Genomic DNA, 17,519 nt, shown 5'->3' on the forward strand with positions numbered 1-17,519 from the left:
TAATTTCTATAAACATTCACTCGGTAGGCATTTTTTTAATTTTTAAAACCTATATTAAGATTTCAAATTTATCACATACGTTTATCCACATGGTTATCTGAGATATATCCTCAAAGAATAAAATATAATTAAAATTAAACAGTTAATGCAAAGGTATATTTTTACTAAAGCATATTATACTAAAATATTAAGAATAATCTTATTTCAACGCTTCATCTACAACCTTCATCCATTGTCTTGCAATAAGCTCATGCCCAGCTGCAGTTGGATGAACCCCATCCCAAATCCAGTGCTCCGGAGCTACCTTCTTGCATGCGTCATTAAATTGCTGTTGCAAAGGAACAAATATACAGTTATTTTCTTCTGCAATGGCTCTTGCAATGACTTGTCTCTTACTTATTTCATCATTCCAATAATCATATTTTTCTTTAACTCCACCTACAGGTAGTATGAAAGGCTCCATGATTACGATGATACATTCAGGGTTCACTTCTCTTGTTTCTTCTATTAAAAGCTTATAGACTTTGCCATACTTATTGGCTGGAATTCCTGCTCCAACATTAACTTCCCATGCTATATCATTTACTCCAACTAATATACTCAATATATCTGGCTTTATGTTTAGAGTATCCTCCTGCCATCTTCCATACAAATCAACTATTCTGTTACCGCTTATACCTCTGTTTAAAAATTCATACTCTTTTTCTGGCTCGTCTACGCCCAATTTTGCAGATACTATATACGCATAACCATGACCTAAAAAATGATTAGGATCATTATCTCGAGTTCTATTGCCATCTGTAATAGAATCACCTTGAAAAAGAATTTTACTTTTCTTTCTAATATTCATATTGCACTTCCTTTTCTTTATTAAAGATATGATATTTTCAAATTAAATCTAATCATCAGACAAAACACCATTAGCATCAAAATTATTCTTTGTTCACTTTAGAAAATGGAAAAATGATATATAATCTGCTTAACAGACATACTAATTCAATCCTTATAAATAGTCTCTCTTACTTTTCTAATATAACAAGATCTTTTGCATTTATAGTTATTTTTCCAGTCTTCTTTTCACCAGTTAAAAGTTCTATATACTCTTTATCCCTTAGATCTACCTCAACTTGACTTTCATTGTGGTTTAAAATGAATACGAAGGCACTGTCTTCTTTTACCCTTTCAGTTATCTCCACTCCTTCTTGTTTTTCAAAGCCTGAAGAAATATTATTTTCTTCACAAATACGTCCTATAAAATCTCTTATAAATACTTCATCTGGGTCAGAAGCTATATAATAAGCTTTTCCTTTTTCTAGCTGATTCAAGGTAAGAGCTGGTGAATCTTTGTAAAAATCACTTCCATAAACAGCTAAAGCTTTAGCGCCTTCTAGATGAAGAATATCGCATAACATACCACAACTATATTCATCTCTTAATTTGATGCTGTTTTCAGTTATCTTAAAGCTGTTCTTCATATTAGGGAATAAAGCATCAATTTCTTCTACCCATATTCCTAAGGTCTTTCTCAGTTGTCCTGGGTATCCACCTAAAGTTACTAAATCATTTTCATTGACAATTCCGCTAAAGAAGGTTGTTATAAATGTACCACCATTCTTAACAAAGCTTTCTATATTGTTTGCCACTCCTTCTTTAACCATATAAAGTAAAGGTGCAACTACAACATCATATTTTGATAAATCCCACTCTGAATTTACAAAGTCTACTGCTACGTTCATATCATAAAATGCCTTATAATACTTCTCAATCTGCTTTAGATAGTTTAGCTCTATAGATGGTCCGCTTGAAAGTTCAACTGCCCACCAGTTCTCCCAGTCAAAAACAATAGCAACTTTTGCATTTATTCTTGAATCTAGTATCTTATCCTTTAATACATTAAGCTCTTCGCCTAACTTGGCACATTCTCTAAAAACTCTTGTATTGTCATGTCCTGCATGCTCAATTACAGCTCCATGATACTTCTCACAAGCACCAATAGATCTTCTCAGCTGGAAGAACATCACTGTATCAGCTCCATGAGCAACTGCTTGATAGCTTTGAAGTCTCATCATTCCTGGACGTTTTAGTCCATTGTATGGCTGCCAGTTTTGTTGACTTGGCGTCTGCTCCATTAGCATAAAAGGTTTGCCGTCTTTTAATCCTCTCATCAAATCATGTCTTAACGCAGTTACATACATCGGATCTATTAGCTGAGGATAGTTGTCCCAAGAAACTACGTCCATTTTTTCAGCCCATTTGAAATAATCCAAAGGCTTAAAAGTACCCATCAAGTTAGTTGTAACATATAAATCAGGTGTTATTTCTTTTATAATCTTGTATTCTTCATAATAACAGTTAAAAACTGATTCAGACATAAATCTGTTATAGTCTAAGGATATACCTTGGAAGTTAGTTCTTTCTCTACCACTATCTCTCCACATTTCACTAATTCCAGAAGGTACCACTATCTCATCGAAATCATAAACTGTATGTCCCCAAAAACTCATATTCCATGCCTTGTTCAAATTTTCAATGGTCTTATATCTCTTTTTAAGCCATATTCTAAATTCTTCTTCGCAGTGTTCACAATAACAGTAATTACCGTATTCATTACCTATATGCCATAGCAAAAGCGACGGATGATCCTTATATCTTTCTGCTAACTTTCTAGTAAGACTTGTGGACATTTTTCTATATACCTTGCTATTAGGACAAAAATTTACTCTTCCACCATGCTTTCTTTTCCTACCATCAAAATCTACTGGAAGAATTTCTGGATACTTCTTAGACATCCAGGCTGGTTGCGCAGCTGTTGATGTAGCTAAGCAAACATAAATATTATTTTCAGCAAGCTTATCCATTATTTTATCTAGCCATTGAAAGTCATAAACCTCCTCTGAAGGCTGAAGCTTAGCCCAGCTAAATACAGGCAAGGTTACAACATTTATTCCTGCTTTTTTGAAATACTCTATATCTTCATCTAAAACTTCTTCTGGCCATTGATCTGGATTATAATCTCCACCATAAAAAATTTGAGGTAACTTTTTGTTTATCATAATACTACTCCTTATGTCTAATCTTTTTTTATTATTTTGCTGCAAACTTATTCAATTGGTTATTAATTTATATGATTTTTACTTTTAAACCTTACTATCAGTTGTGAGTCCTACATATTGCTAGGTTGCTCAAGAAATCTTTATATATTTTCCTTATATGAGAAAGTGCTATTAACATAGACGAATATTATTGTCTATACAGTAAAAAGCATACTCAAAGACATAACACTTGTCTTTGAGTATGCCTCTATAGCAAATCATATTATTTATATATAATAAGACTAGATATTGAAGGTTTCTTTTAATCTTATATCTCTTGATGAACTTCCTACAAGAACTTTAAAATCTCCTTCTTCATATGCCCATCTACCTTCTCTATCATTATAGAAAGCTAGTGAACTTTTATCTAAAGTTATTTGTACATTTTTACTTTGACCTACTTCCAAGAATATTTTATCAAAGCCTTTTAGTTCCTTTTCCGGTCTTACAAGAGATGAAACTAAGTCAGAAACATAAACTTGAGCTATTTCAGAACCAGCTAAAGTTCCAGAATTAGTTACATTAAAGCTTACTTTAACTTCTATTTGCTTGCTCTTTATAACATTTACCTTAAGATTGCTATATTTAAAATTTGTATAGGATAAGCCATGACCGAAGCAGAATCTAGGTTCAACATCTTTTGAGTCAAAGTATCTATACCCTACAAATATGCTTTCCTTATACTGAACAGATTCTTCACCTGGGAATTCCCCTATGCAATGAGCAGGCGAATCACTAAGTTTCTTTGGAAAAGTTACAGGTAATTTTCCTGAAGGATTGATGTCTCCAAAGATAGCTTCTGCAATAGCATATCCACCTTCCATCCCTGCATAGAAGGAGTGAACTAAAACTTTTGCATCCTCAATCCAAGGCTCAAATTCCACTGGAGATCCACTTATATTTACTATAATTGCATTTGGATTAACCTTTAAGATTTCTTTTACTAGTTCATCTTGGCCGTAAGGAAGTTTCATATCTTCTCTATCTCTTCCTTCAAGATCATAATTATGATCTAACCCAATTACAACAACGGTCTCATCACAGTTTTTTGCAAGTTCAACAGCTTCTTTAATAAGTTCAGCGCTTAAACTTTCATCATTAGAGTAACCCTTTGCATACTTAACCTTTGTGTTACCACCTAGTCTCATGTTTAAGCCTGTAAGTGGTGTGTATTCATATAAAGCTTTTATTTGAGCACTATCGCCACCAGTAGAGTGCTTTACATCAGCATTTTCTCCTATTACTGCTAGAGTTTTAATACTAGAATCTTTAAGAGGAAGCAAGTTTCCTTCATTTTTTAATAGTACAACCGCTTCTCTTGCAATCTCTAAAGCTGTTTCTCTATGTGCAGGAGTGTTGTAACAGCCTCTATACCTTTGCTCTGAAAAAATATTTAACTTAAACATTAAGGCTAGTATTCTTTCAACTTTTTCGTCAATTAACTTTTCTTCAATTACTCCATCTCTTACTTTTTCAAGCAACGGATTAGCTAAATAATATTCATCAAAATTGCTAGTTACATTCATTTCAATGTCAATTCCATATTTAGCTGCCTTTTCAGTATCATGAACTGCTCCCCAATCGGATATCACAACACCGTCGTAGCCCCAGCCTTTTCTCAATATATCATTAAGAAGGTAGTCGCTTTCAGAGCAAAATTCACCTCTTAGTTTGTTATAGGCACTCATTATCGTATAAGCATTTCCTTCTTCAACTGCTGCCTTAAATCCTGGAAGGTATATTTCCTGCAAAGCCCTATCATCCATCTCCACATTGATTTTCAATCTTTCAAACTCCTGATTGTTAGCTGCAAAGTGTTTTACACAAACAGCAGTATCTTTAGTCTGAACCCCTTTTATAAAAGGTACTACCATTTTTGAAATCAAGTATGGATCCTCACTCATATATTCAAAGTTTCTTCCGCAAAGAGGAGTTCTTATTATATTAATTCCTGGTCCTAAGATAACATCCTTACCTCTACCCCTAGACTCAGCTCCAATAGCCATTCCAAATTCATAAGCTTTGTCAGGGTTCCAAGTAGCAGCTAGAGCCATATTTGAGGGAAAGTAAGTACTGTAATCATAAGTATTACCTATATCTTCCCACTTGTCATTCTTATAGTCTTTTCTAACTCCCATAGGACCATCTGACATAACTAGCGGCGGTATCCCAAGCCTTTCAACGCCCTCTGTTCTGAAGAGTCCATTACCATGGATCATAGAAACTTTCTCTTCTAAACTCATCTCTTCAATAATCTCTTTTATTCTCTGCTTTGTATCTTGATTTATCTCCTTCATACTCATATCCCCCACAGAACAATTTTACAATTGTTTTTTACTGCTCCATTAATGTCTTTAATTACGATTTTTTTAATTCATATCTGAAAGAGAAGTACACATATGTTTTCTATTATCCATCTCCTAATTAACTCCAAGTTATCACAAAACTTCATGCTAATGTACTTACAAAAGTTATTTTTAACAACTCATCTTTCAAACTAAAATAGCACTAAATTCTTTTAAAATTTCTAAAATTCATGTAAATGTTTTCTCATTTCTATTATAAATTATTAATAATATTTAAGTATATAATAAAAATCAACTATTATCTTAAAAAACAACTTAGTTTCTAACCAAATGAAAATTTAACTTAAGCTATCTTATTTAGCTAATTGACTAGGTTTAGTAAGTAGAAAAGTTTATATTGGTATATACAGTAAAAAAAGAGCCTGATGCATGATCAGACTCTCTTCTATAAAAACTACTTTAAAGTTTTTCTTGCAGCAAATATTCTTTCTGCTTGTTTTATGTCAAACTTAACAACATCATCATAACCTAAGCCCTTAGACTTGTCGATCATATCTTTTTGAAGTGCTTCGTATTCTGCATCACTCTTAGCAAATATCATCTTCCAAGAATCTTGCTTTATAACTGTAGCAATCTGACCTAATTTTTGTTGAGTAGCTGTATCCATAGCATCACTACTAACATTAGTTACTGGATTTACAACAATCTTATTGTTTTTAATGAAGTAATCTTTGTCATTGTTGGCATTCATAGCTGCTCTCCAATTTTTATCAAGTGTCGATACATTATCATTAATTGTAGAAGACCATAATTGCCAGTTGTAAGGTTCCTTAGTTTCAGGATTTATAGAGTTTGCATTTACTGTTACGAAGTTAAGAGCGTTTAAACCATCTTTATATGCTCCACCACCATACTGATCAGGAATAACATCTGAACTTGTAGAAGGAACAGCTTTTTTACCAAAGTCAGTTAATACAGGCTTTCCATCCTTTATATCCCAAGTTAAGCCTTTAGGGCCATTTGTGCTAGTCATAATACCTTCTGGTGAGTATAACCAATCAATAAACTTCATTATTTTTTCTGGATTCTTAGCTTTAGAACCTATAGCTATTACTTGGCTAGCACCATAGTTAGCAAAGCCATTTGAATAATCTTTTTCTTCGCCAAATGGTACTAGCTTAAAGCCTTGTCCCTTATTTACTCTTTCTGGAGTATTATATTGAGTGCTGTAGAATGGGAACCATGAGAACAATACTTGACCATCCTTCATTTTGTTTCCAGCATCATCATACTTTTGAGAAATTGAGTCAGGATCTACTAAGCCCATCTTATTTGCATTGTAATAAAGCTTTAAAGATCTTAAGTAGTAGCTATTTGGATCTAATATGTCTTGATACTTTTCTTCCTGACCATGAACTAATAAAAATCCTAGTTCATCATATCCGTGCATACAAGCAAACTGCTTTCCTATCATCATCATATTTCCATCCCAATCACCCCACATTGAGAATGCATAGGTTGGCTTTCCTGAATCACTCTTAGGAGCTGCTTCTTGCATCTTTTTAAGTACTGGTAGGTAATCTTCCATTGTGTTTATTGCTGGCTTACCTATCTTTTCATACAAGTCCCAACGTAAATGAGGTCCATAAGCCAATTCGGTTCCGTCAGCAGAAGTTGTAGCTGGCATTGTAGAAACTGAGGCTCCAAGTCCATATACAGCTTTTCCATCACCGAAATTTGTCTTATTCTTTTCAATTGCTTTTTGGTATTCTTTTATATGTGTTCCATACTTATCTAACAAACCGTCTTTAGTCCAGTCTAATAATAAACCAGCTTTTATTGCATCTCTGTATTTTTGATCATCAGCACCAAACACTACTATGTCTCCTAAGTTACCTGAAGCCATCATTGTAGCGAACTTACTGTCCCCACCTTGAAGGTTAGAAGAAATAATATTCATATCTAGACCAAATTTATCTTTTACAACTTTACCAAACCATCCACTTTGTTCACCAGCAAAGTTGGCTGACATAGAAAATACATCAATTTTTTCTAGGTCACTCTTACTTGCATCCTTTTTAGTATCACTTGAACATCCAACCATACCAAAAGACATAGTTGTGATCGCTGTAGCTAAAGCTACTGCTTTCCCAATAGTTTTGCTTAAACCTCTTTTCATTACTAATCCCCCTTGTTTTTATATATATATTTTAATATCCAACTAATTACTAAATTCATTCATAAAAACTGATACAATAACTATTATAAACTATTCTAGTAATTATCGGATAATTAAAAGCCTTTTAACCCTTTACAGCTCCTATCATAACACCCTTAACAAAATATCTTTGGAAGTAAGGATATACAAATAAGATTGGAAGAACTACTATCATTGATACTGTCATTCTTATAGATGTTGCAGTCTGCATATTTGCTAAGTTTCCAACAGCGATACCACTTTGGCTATTCTTAATTAATGCAGCAAGAGAATTGGCCTCATTTATATATTTATACAGAACAAATTGTAAGGTAAATAACTTTTGATCTGTTACTAAGAACAATGTGTCTGTAAAGGAATTCCACTGACCTACTGCAGAGAAGATTGTTATTGTTGCCAGTATCGGTTTTATAAGAGGCATTATTATCTTTGCAAAGATAGTAAGAACTCCTGCACCGTCTATTTCAGCAGCCTCTTGAAGAGATTCTGGAATACTTTCAACAAATGTTTTTACTAGTATTATATTGAATGGAGATATTATACTTGGAAGTATATATGCTAAAAAGTTATTGGTTAATTTTAAATTCATCATTGTAATATACCATGGCATTATACCTGCATTAAAGTACATGGTTATTACTACAAATCTATACCAAAACTTTCTTCCCCACATTTCTTTTTTAGTAAATATAAAACCTAAAAATCCAGAAGCTACTACAGTTAAACTGGTACCTATTACTGTTCTTGCTAAACTTATAAAGGCAGCTTGACCTAAGCCTTTTAACTTCAACACATCTAAATAGTTAGTAAAATGAATACCTTTGGGTATAAAATTTATCAAGCCTTTAGAACTTAAGCTATTATCACTAATAGTATTGATAAATAAGTAGTAAAATGGAAACAAACACAATATAGTAAACAATATAAAGAATGAATAAATTGCTATGTTAAATATCGTATCAGATACATTACCTTTTTTCTTTTTCATAGTTATACCACACTCTCCTTATCCTATCTTTCAATGTAATCTTAACTGAAAGTAATAATATTAAATTGACTTTTATCACTTAAAATGCTGTAAGATCTTGCTTTGTTATAAGTACATCTAATATTAAATGATTGATTCACCTCTAAATAACTTAGACATACCGTTTGCTACAAAAAGTAAGAATACACTTATTAAAGACTTTAACATACTGATAGCAGTTGAGAATGAGAAGTTCGCGCCTGTCATACCTATGTTATATACATAAAGATCTAAAACTTCTATATGTTCTTTGTTTATGGCGTTTTGGAATACAAAGTATTGATCCATACCGTTATTTATAAAGTTTGCTATAGATAATAGTAACAATACGAAGTATGTTGGCATTATTCCTGGTACAGTTATGTTCCATATCAATTTAAATCTACCACAACCATCTACCTTTGCTGCATCATATAATTCTTGATCTATACCTGTGATAGCAGCTAGATACATTATTGCGCCCCAGCCTAGACCTTTCCAAATACTCCAAAGCGTCATGCTCAGCCAAGTGTGATTATCTGATGCTAAAAAGTTAATTGGAGTCTTTATTATATGAAGATTCATAAGAACGTGGTTTATAAGTCCATTGTCAACTGAGAACAAAGTGAAGGCTACTGAGTAAACCATAACCCAGCTTATGAAGTTAGGAATTGTAGTCAGAACTTGTACACCTTTTTTAAATCTTTCTCTTTTGATCTCAGAAAGTAAAATTGCAAATATTACTGGAAATACTGATGTTAATATATTAATAGAACTAATTGCAATTGTATTTTTCATAACTCTTAGAACTTCTTTTGTCTGTACTGGATTCGCGAAAATAGATTTGAACCATCTAAGACCTACAAACTCTGACTTTGCTAAAGGTATTCCTGGTCTATAGTCATAGAATGAGTATAGCCATCCATGCAGCGGTAAATAAGAAAACAAAAAAGTTAAAACCAAGAATGGCAATGCCATTAAGAACAGTTTATACTTATTTTTAAATGAAAGATTTTTTTTAGTAGTTGTTTTTTTAGCTTTGTTAACCGTAATCATTTTTATCCCCTCACATTAGTAATTTATTTAGTCTTTTTACTTCCACTAACTCTTAATTTTGTTATTTCATATACCGTCTTACTAATAGTTAATTTTTGTATCTAGGGATGATAACTTATTGAAATCTCGCTAGAAAAGGATTACATTTACATGAATTAGTTTTTTTTGTTTAGTGTCTATATTTATATATTAATCCCCATTACATATACTGTAAATATAAAAAAACAACACTACTTTTGATAATCAACACACTTTAAAAAGTTTTTTTATATGTTTTTTATTATACAATATTATAAGTTACAACTTATTTTTTAGTTATTTATAACAAAATACTTAATATAAAAATCAATTTTCTTCCATGTAAACATTTAAATTTGTATGTGTATTAATTATTAAAAAGCAACTATCTTTAACACCAATTTATGTGCAATAAGGATATTTCACTAATTTTATTTAAATTACAAGTAATATTTTACAATTACATAAATAATGTCCCAGCGTTAAATTGCTACCTTTTGATACATCTTAGCAATACTTGATTTAATATAAATTTCTATGAAAAAAGTAGTATTAAAATAATAAATTATCTTAATACTACTTTGTATAAAATTATATTTATACTATTCAATTATCCTCTTAAAACCATTTCGTGAAATTCACCAGGAGCTATACCGAATGTATTTTTAAATACCATACAGAAATATGAAGTATTTGGGATACCAACTTCTTGAGCTACATTAGAAACCTTCTTATTAGATTTACTTAAAAGTAATTTAGCCTTCTCCATTCTAAATTCACAAAGATATACGTTAAAGGTTTTTCCAGTAAACTTTTTAAATATATTGCCTAAATAGTTAGGTGATAAATATACCTCTGCAGCTATAGTTTTCAAACTTATGCATTCCATATACCTTTTATCAATAAGCTTAATAACCTTTTTAACAATTAACTCATCCTTACTGCCTCTTCTCTCATTTAAAAAAGCTAGCACACTTTCAAAAAAGCCATGAAAATACTCTTCTATAGCCTTCATATTCTTTAAATTCATAAAAGAACGTAAGCTATCATTATAGTCTTCCATAAACTCCTCTGTTCGCTTATTAATATTGTATACAAAAAGAGAAACCTCATTAATGATGTTGTATAGATAATTATTCAAAAGATCCCTATCATTGCACTTATATTGATTTAGATATTCAAACATATCTTTCAAAAGCCCTTTAACTTTTTCCTCTTCAGAAGCACTTAAGGCACTTACTAAATTCTTAGAAAAATAGTTTCCCTTGATTACAAAATCACATAATTTCCGCTCAAACTGCTTTACATGATTTTCTACTCCTTCATAATAGGTTAGTCCTGGTATAGACCAAAACTCACCAAACTTAATAGCTTCACAGGCTGACTTGTAAGATTTTGAGATATTCTCTATTCCTTCAACCTTTGATCCTATTCCTATCTGTAAACTTATAGCGTAGTCCCTTTTTATTCTTTGTAGATACTTATTGGATATGAAATATAATAGTGTATCAAAATCATCTTCATCATTTAGTGCTACGCCAATAACTAACTGCTTTTTTATATGGTCTTTAAGCAAAAAGGTTTTATCAAAATTAAAATATTTTGAATCCTTAAAGTCATCAACACTCTCTTTTACTATATTTAGTAATTCATCCATGTATATTAAAGCACTTGCTTCTTCTTCATACTGCTTTATAATCATAATTATAATATTGTCGTCATTTATTAAATTAATATGAAAATACTTAAGATACTCATATAACTTATCCTTATCAGAGCTATCCTCAAGAAGATCCGTAATAAACTTTCCCCTTGCAACAGTATAACTTTCTTCAATTTGTAGCTTATTCTTACTTTCTTCAGCAGACTTCTCATATTCCTTTAAACATTCACTTGTAGCACCTCTAATTGCTTCAATCATCTCAGCTTCATCTACAGGCTTAAGTAAATAGGAATAAGCTCTAAAGTTAATAGCTTCTTTAGCAAACCTAAAGTCATTATAACCGGACAAAATTATAATTTTTACATTTGGCAAGAATTCTTTTATTCTCCTAGACATTTCAAGACCTTCTATTCCAGACATTTTAATATCAGTAATTATTATATCTGGTCTAATTTTTTTTGCCGACTCAATACCTTCAATTCCATCACAAGCAGTCTCTACCACGTCTATACCGAAACTGCTCCAGTCTAAGAAATCAAGTAATCCTTCTCTTTCAAGTCTCTCATCTTCCACTATTAACATTCTCAACATACAATTCCCCCCATGAGTGATTGCAATACATTAAAGTTATAACAACAGTCTAACTTCTGTTCCTATTCCTTCCCTACTGTAAATAGTAAACGCCTCTTTATTTCCAGAATAGGTCTCCAATCTTTGTATTATATTTTTTATAGCATACCCACTGCCTTTTTCACTTTCTGGATTTCCTTTTAATACCTTTGATAGTGTATCCTTACTCATACCAACTCCATCATCGATTATCTTTATACAAATTTTCTCTTCTAACGCTTCAACCTTTATTACAATTGTTCCATGTCCACTCTTAGCCTCAATACCGTGACTTAGAGCATTCTCTACTATTGGTTGAATAATGTTCTTTATCATTTTTCTACACAATAAATCTTCTTCCACTTTGTAAACCACATCAAATTTATCCTCGAACCTTATCTTCTGTATAAGAAAATAAGCCTTTACCATCTCAATCTCTTCTTCAACTGTAATTTGTCTATTTCCTTTACTTAAAACTAATCTATAAAACCTAGCTAAGGAATTTGATATTGTCTCAATTTGTGAAGACTTAACTTTTCTAGCTGCCCATGATATAGTAGCAAGAGTGTTATATAAAAAATGTGGATTTATTTGTGCCTCTAAAGCCTTTAATTCAGCGTCCTTTTCCATCAACTCTATTTTGTACACAGTCTCTACCAAATCATGAATTCTACTAGTCATATGGTTAAAACTTATTCCAAGTTCTCCAAATTCATCAGTTGATTTTACATCTACAGAAACATTAAGATTGCCATCTCTTACTTGCTTCATTGCTTTTACCATGGTCTTTACTCTAGTAAGTAATACTGTAGTTGTAAAAAATATTACTATTCCAAAAAGTAGTGATGAAAATATAAGAACAAAAACTATATTTCTGAAGGAGACTTTTATTTCATTATTAAAGTTGTTAGAAGGAAAAACCCCTAGCAGATTGCAATCTATTTCATTTATTGGTATTGATATAAATATGAATTTTTTATGATGTAAATCTTCTACTTTATTTATTTTTGAGGTAGGATGAAATCCAACAAAAGTACTATCACTAACTTTTTTATTAAACAATTGTGGAATATTCTCTGATACAATTCGACTATTACTATCAGCCACAAAAATTTGCCCAAGTTTTGTAACAATAGGATCTCGAAGCATACTAAAAAGAACGCTTTCTTTAACTTCTATCTCTAAATACCCTGTTTCTCTAAAGGTACTATTAGATACTATCTTTTTAGCATAAGTTAGTACTTGATCTCCTGCTCCAGAAATGTCTTTCAATGCTCTTGTTTTAGCTTCATGAGTTGAACTCCACCCATCCAACTGTGGTTTGTTTTCTAGGGACTGCTTAAACTTCACAGGTTCATTCAAGCTATTGACACTGTAGTAGCTATCTGACATTTCAGTGACAACATTATGGGACATATAAATTTTTATAGAGTTTATATACCTGTTTTGCTTTAATATATTTTCTACAATTGGAGAAATACTAAATTGATATTCCATAATCTGATCTACTGGACTAGAATAGCTATAATCCAAGAAGTTTTGAATTTTGTTATCTAAGGCTAATATTTCAGCAGCAGTCTCTACAGAACTTCTTTTCTGTAATATACTTTCCTTAGTTTGGAGTAGATTTTGCTCCATTACCAGCTGCCCCTGCTTAACTGTAGAGTTAGTAGTCTGTCCATACATATATACTCCAAAGAATACTATCTGCATAAGCAAAATTAAAAAATAAACTAAAGCAAATTTAAATCTCACACTTAAATTATTAAAATAACTAATTGCACTTTTTAATATTTTATTTATTTTAGGCTTCTGCATTTGTAGAACTTGTCTCCAATCTAGCTTCGATCTCTATTAAAGTATCTTTTTGGAAGTACATAATTCCATAGCATAAAATACTTGCAAAGAATAAAAGTAAAACTGATCCACCTCTTATGGAGATTGTCCATAAGACATATAAAATTGCCATTCCTGATAAAGCTATATGAATTCTTTTAAATAAGTAGTATATAGCCAATCTTATGATCTGCATTCTTTTTAAATAGAACCTGGAGACGATTGGTAAAACATAAAAATTCATTACGGCTAAAAATATACATATTATAACTAGCATAAACATTTGTAATGCACCACTTGAAGAAATGGTAGCTAAGTATATTCTATCTACATATAAAACTGTAACAATAATAACCTCAATTAGTCCGAAAATAATTGAATCGAAAAAGTTTGTTCTATAGGCTTTAAAATAGTCCTTAGTTATACTTATATCCTTCTCTCGTATAAGCTTACCCATGGAACTAAGAAGAGCTGTTAAGGCTGGTGCCATCGGAAGCACAGTGATTATTAGTAGAATGGTTTTATCACCACTTTCTATATTAATTACACCTAATAAGACCAAAAGCATTGGTATGTTCATAAGCCAAAAATAGAAATTGCCAACTAGAAAGTACCAGATATGATTTGTTACAGTAAATAAAGGGCCTTCCCCAAATTCTTTCTTTTTCATAATAACCTCCATTACAATATTCTTTCATTAATAAAAAATAATTTTTCAATTGGTAAGATTGATGCTCCAATTATTGATGAATTTTCTTTAAATCTTGATGTGATTATCTTCAAATCTTCTTCACAGAAAAAGTTGTTATTTTGAAAAATTCTATTTTTTAAAGGATCTATAAGATATTTATCATACTCACTTATATCTCCTCCTAAGACAATGTAATGTGGATCCAATATTAATATTATGTTATGTATACCAGTAGCTAAGTAATCAAGGTATTGATTCCATACTTTCATAGCTTTTTCATCCACAGTATCAATTAGTTCGAAAAAGTCTTCAAAACTCTTTACTTTATTTTCACTTATTTTATTGTATTCCTCTAAGATGACTTCAGATGAGGTGTATACTTCCCAACAACCTTTTTTGCCACAGGTACAACACTTTCCATCCTTTTCTACTGTCATATGTCCAAACTCTCCAGCTCTCTTATTCTTACCTTTGTAAAGATAGCCGCTAACTACAATACCTGTACCTACACCTTCTCTAATAGATATGTATACCAAATTACGCATGTCCTTTGCTATTCCAAGCCTTAACTCAGCTAAGGCCGCAGAATTTGCTTCATTCTCAACGTAAACCTTCATATTTAGTTTTTCTTCTATATAATGAAAATCCAAATTTTTCACATACAAATTAGGAGCTAGTTCCAAGAATAACTTCTCTTCATTCACTGTCCCAGGAAGAGAAAAACCAACTCCAAGTATATTACTTTCATTTATACTTCTCTTTAGACTTATAACTTTTATTATCTTGCATATCTCATCAAATATATTGGTTATATTGTTTTCATTCAACTTAAAAGCATCATTAAACCTTATAACTTCATCTTCTAGTATATTGGCATCAAGATTTGTTAAAATGATTCTAATATATTTTGAATTTATCTCCACACCAAAGGAATATTTAGAATTTGGATTAAAGGTTATGATAATAGGCTTTCTGCCACCACTAGATAGGCCAACACCACTTTCTTCTAATAGACCTTCTTCTATAAGTTCATTAGTTATATTTATAACTGTAGGTATACTAAGTCCAGTTTCTTTTGCAATTTCTTGCTTAGTGAGTTCCCTTTTGTTGAATAGTAAATTTATTATGAGTTTTATATTGGAACTTCTGATTGTATCCTTGTCTACATTATTAACTTTAATCATTGCTATATCATTCCTTTGTATATTAGTGTAAGTGTTTCCTCAATTATACCAAATATAACGTTTTCATTTCAACTGTTTCCATTATTTTATAGCTCTACAATAATATAATCAAAAAATGTCAAATAAAGTATGTTATTTTATAAATCATACCACTTCGTAATCCTACATGTTTTCAAATTTGCCTATCAATTCCTATACCCAATTTGAAAACAGTTATATTAGTTAAAGTGATACATCTTTAGAGTTTCTAACTCAACTACTAATTTATGTATGCCTAAAAATCTCAACAAGCTGAGATTTTAGAAAAAGATATAGTTAAGTTTCCATATAGGAACTATTTTAGGTATCCAAATTCAACTACTAAGTTTTCATAAAGGATACCTATTATAGAGTTCCTAACTCAACTACTAATTTATACATGCCCGAAAATCTCCAGAAGCCGAGATTTTCGAACAAGTCTAAATTAAGTTTCGATATAGGAACTCTTTACTTATCTTCAAATATATATTGATTTACTATTGATTCTAACATTTCTTGCCTACCAGAGTTGTTAGTTATTATACTATTTTCTAAGGCATATTTTTCTAGATCCTTAAAGCCTACTTGTCCTTCAACGATTTGTTTTCCTATTCCTTTATCAAAGCTTGAGTATCTTTCTTTAATATTATTTTCTAACACTCCATCTTCCAACAACTTATGAGCTACTCTTAAACCCTTTGCGAAGGTATCCATACCAGCAATATAAGATAAGAATAAATCCTCAGGTTCAAAGGATGCTCTTCTTACTTTTGCATCAAAGTTCAAACCTCCAGGGGCAATACCGTTGTTTTTAAGTATTTCATACATTGCAAGAGTAGTATCATAAACATTGGTTGGGAACTGATCTGTATCCCATCCCAAGTTTGGATCTCCTTGGTTTGCATCAACACTTCCCAATACATTATTAATTCTAGCTACATGCAATTCATGCTGAAAAGTATGCCCTGCCAAAGTAGCATGATTTGCTTCTATGTTTATTTTAAAATAACTCTCTAGATTATATTTTCTTAAGAAAGCTAATACTGTCGCTGTGTCAAAATCATATTGATGTTTTGTTGGTTCCTTAGGTTTAGGCTCTATTAAGAATTGTCCAGTAAAGCCTATCTCTTTTGCATAGTCTACAGCCATTTGAAGCAGTCTTGCAAAGTTGTCTAGTTCTAATTCCATATTAGTGTTTAGTAAAGTTTCATAACCTTCTCTTCCACCCCAGAACACGTAGTTTTCTCCACCTAGTTCTTTAGTTACTTCTATAGCCTTCTTGATTTGAGCTGCTGTATAGGCAAAAACCTCTGCATTGCATGAAGTTCCTGCACCATGAACGTATCTTGGATTTGAGAAACAGTTGGCTGTACCCCATAATAATTTTTTATTATACTTAGCCATTAACTCCTTGCAATAAGCAACGATTTTATCTAAATTCTCATTTGTTTCTGCCAATGTTTTTCCCTCTGGCGCTATATCTCTATCATGAAAACAAAAATACTCAATATTAAGCTTATCCATAAGTTCAAAAGCTGCTTCCATCCTAGCTTTTGCAAGCTCCATAGAATCGTTTACATCATCCCAAGGTCTAAGCATTGTTCCAACACCAAAAGGATCAGTTCCGTTGGCAGTTAGTGTGTGCCAATAAGACAATGCAAATCTTAAATGCTCTTTCATTTTCTTTGTACCTACAACCTCATCTGGATTATAGTATTTAAATGAATATGGATTCTTTGAAGTTGGTCCTTCATAAGCTACTTTTGAAACCTTTGAAAAATATTCTCTCATTGCTTTAACCTCTCATTCCCTTTATATTAAA

Annotated in this window: 11 protein-coding genes; all 11 read right to left on the bottom strand. The window is 31.5% G+C overall.

Annotation, left to right across the window (positions count from 1 at the left end; genetic code table 11):
* Nucleotides 1–199: 199 nt before the first annotated feature.
* The gene (locus tag GXK57_RS19080) at nt 200–850 is read right to left on the bottom strand and encodes an SGNH/GDSL hydrolase family protein (RefSeq protein ID WP_160679392.1); all 651 of its coding nucleotides are present in this window, start codon (nt 848–850) and stop codon (nt 200–202) included.
* Nucleotides 851–1,019: 169 nt separating this feature from the next.
* The gene (locus GXK57_RS19085) at nt 1,020–3,053 is read right to left on the bottom strand and encodes a beta-galactosidase (protein WP_160679394.1); all 2,034 of its coding nucleotides are present in this window, start codon (nt 3,051–3,053) and stop codon (nt 1,020–1,022) included.
* Nucleotides 3,054–3,334: 281 nt separating this feature from the next.
* On the bottom strand, nt 3,335–5,389 hold the full coding sequence (locus GXK57_RS19090) for a glycoside hydrolase family 3 C-terminal domain-containing protein (protein WP_160679396.1): 2,055 nt from the start codon (nt 5,387–5,389) through the stop codon (nt 3,335–3,337).
* A gap of 463 nt (nt 5,390–5,852) precedes the next feature.
* Complete coding sequence (locus GXK57_RS19095) at nt 5,853–7,577, bottom strand: extracellular solute-binding protein (protein WP_160679398.1); 1,725 nt, start codon at nt 7,575–7,577, stop codon at nt 5,853–5,855.
* Nucleotides 7,578–7,701: 124 nt separating this feature from the next.
* Entirely contained in the window at nt 7,702–8,604 is a 903-nt protein-coding gene (locus GXK57_RS19100; protein ID WP_160679400.1) for a carbohydrate ABC transporter permease, read from the bottom strand.
* A gap of 123 nt (nt 8,605–8,727) precedes the next feature.
* Nucleotides 8,728–9,678, bottom strand: a complete 951-nt coding sequence (locus GXK57_RS19105) for an ABC transporter permease subunit (RefSeq protein ID WP_160679402.1) — start codon at nt 9,676–9,678, stop codon at nt 8,728–8,730.
* Between the two features lie 628 nt (nt 9,679–10,306).
* Entirely contained in the window at nt 10,307–11,950 is a 1,644-nt protein-coding gene (locus tag GXK57_RS19110) for a response regulator (protein WP_160679404.1), read from the bottom strand.
* A gap of 36 nt (nt 11,951–11,986) precedes the next feature.
* Complete coding sequence (locus tag GXK57_RS19115; RefSeq protein WP_160679406.1) at nt 11,987–13,786, bottom strand: histidine kinase; 1,800 nt, start codon at nt 13,784–13,786, stop codon at nt 11,987–11,989.
* Nucleotides 13,773–14,474: a DUF624 domain-containing protein gene (locus tag GXK57_RS19120; RefSeq protein ID WP_160679408.1), complete on the bottom strand. Its 702-nt coding sequence runs from the start codon at nt 14,472–14,474 to the stop codon at nt 13,773–13,775. The genes GXK57_RS19115 and GXK57_RS19120 overlap by 14 nt, the downstream gene beginning before the upstream one ends.
* 11 nt (nt 14,475–14,485) lie before the next feature.
* Nucleotides 14,486–15,679, bottom strand: a complete 1,194-nt coding sequence (locus GXK57_RS19125; RefSeq protein WP_160679410.1) for an ROK family protein — start codon at nt 15,677–15,679, stop codon at nt 14,486–14,488.
* A 486-nt stretch (nt 15,680–16,165) separates the two neighbouring features.
* Complete coding sequence (gene xylA, locus GXK57_RS19130) at nt 16,166–17,488, bottom strand: xylose isomerase (protein ID WP_160679412.1); 1,323 nt, start codon at nt 17,486–17,488, stop codon at nt 16,166–16,168.
* Nucleotides 17,489–17,519 lie beyond the last annotated feature (31 nt).

This window comes from Clostridium sp. C8-1-8 (assembly GCF_009928445.1).
In the GTDB taxonomy this organism is placed as follows: Bacteria; Bacillota; Clostridia; order Clostridiales; family Clostridiaceae; genus Clostridium_AR.

What these genes read in the sequence shown, in the direction of transcription:
- GXK57_RS19080 (WP_160679392.1), bottom strand. Translation starts at nt 850, where the DNA reads ATGAATATTAGAAAGAAAAGTAAAATTCTTTTTCAAGGTGATTCTATT.
- GXK57_RS19085 (WP_160679394.1), bottom strand. Translation starts at nt 3,053, where the DNA reads ATGATAAACAAAAAGTTACCTCAAATTTTTTATGGTGGAGATTATAAT.
- GXK57_RS19090 (WP_160679396.1), bottom strand. Translation starts at nt 5,389, where the DNA reads ATGAAGGAGATAAATCAAGATACAAAGCAGAGAATAAAAGAGATTATT.
- GXK57_RS19095 (WP_160679398.1), bottom strand. Translation starts at nt 7,577, where the DNA reads ATGAAAAGAGGTTTAAGCAAAACTATTGGGAAAGCAGTAGCTTTAGCT.
- GXK57_RS19100 (WP_160679400.1), bottom strand. Translation starts at nt 8,604, where the DNA reads ATGAAAAAGAAAAAAGGTAATGTATCTGATACGATATTTAACATAGCA.
- GXK57_RS19105 (WP_160679402.1), bottom strand. Translation starts at nt 9,678, where the DNA reads ATGATTACGGTTAACAAAGCTAAAAAAACAACTACTAAAAAAAATCTT.
- GXK57_RS19110 (WP_160679404.1), bottom strand. Translation starts at nt 11,950, where the DNA reads ATGTTGAGAATGTTAATAGTGGAAGATGAGAGACTTGAAAGAGAAGGA.
- GXK57_RS19115 (WP_160679406.1), bottom strand. Translation starts at nt 13,786, where the DNA reads ATGCAGAAGCCTAAAATAAATAAAATATTAAAAAGTGCAATTAGTTAT.
- GXK57_RS19120 (WP_160679408.1), bottom strand. Translation starts at nt 14,474, where the DNA reads ATGAAAAAGAAAGAATTTGGGGAAGGCCCTTTATTTACTGTAACAAAT.
- GXK57_RS19125 (WP_160679410.1), bottom strand. Translation starts at nt 15,679, where the DNA reads ATGATTAAAGTTAATAATGTAGACAAGGATACAATCAGAAGTTCCAAT.
- xylA (WP_160679412.1), bottom strand. Translation starts at nt 17,488, where the DNA reads ATGAGAGAATATTTTTCAAAGGTTTCAAAAGTAGCTTATGAAGGACCA.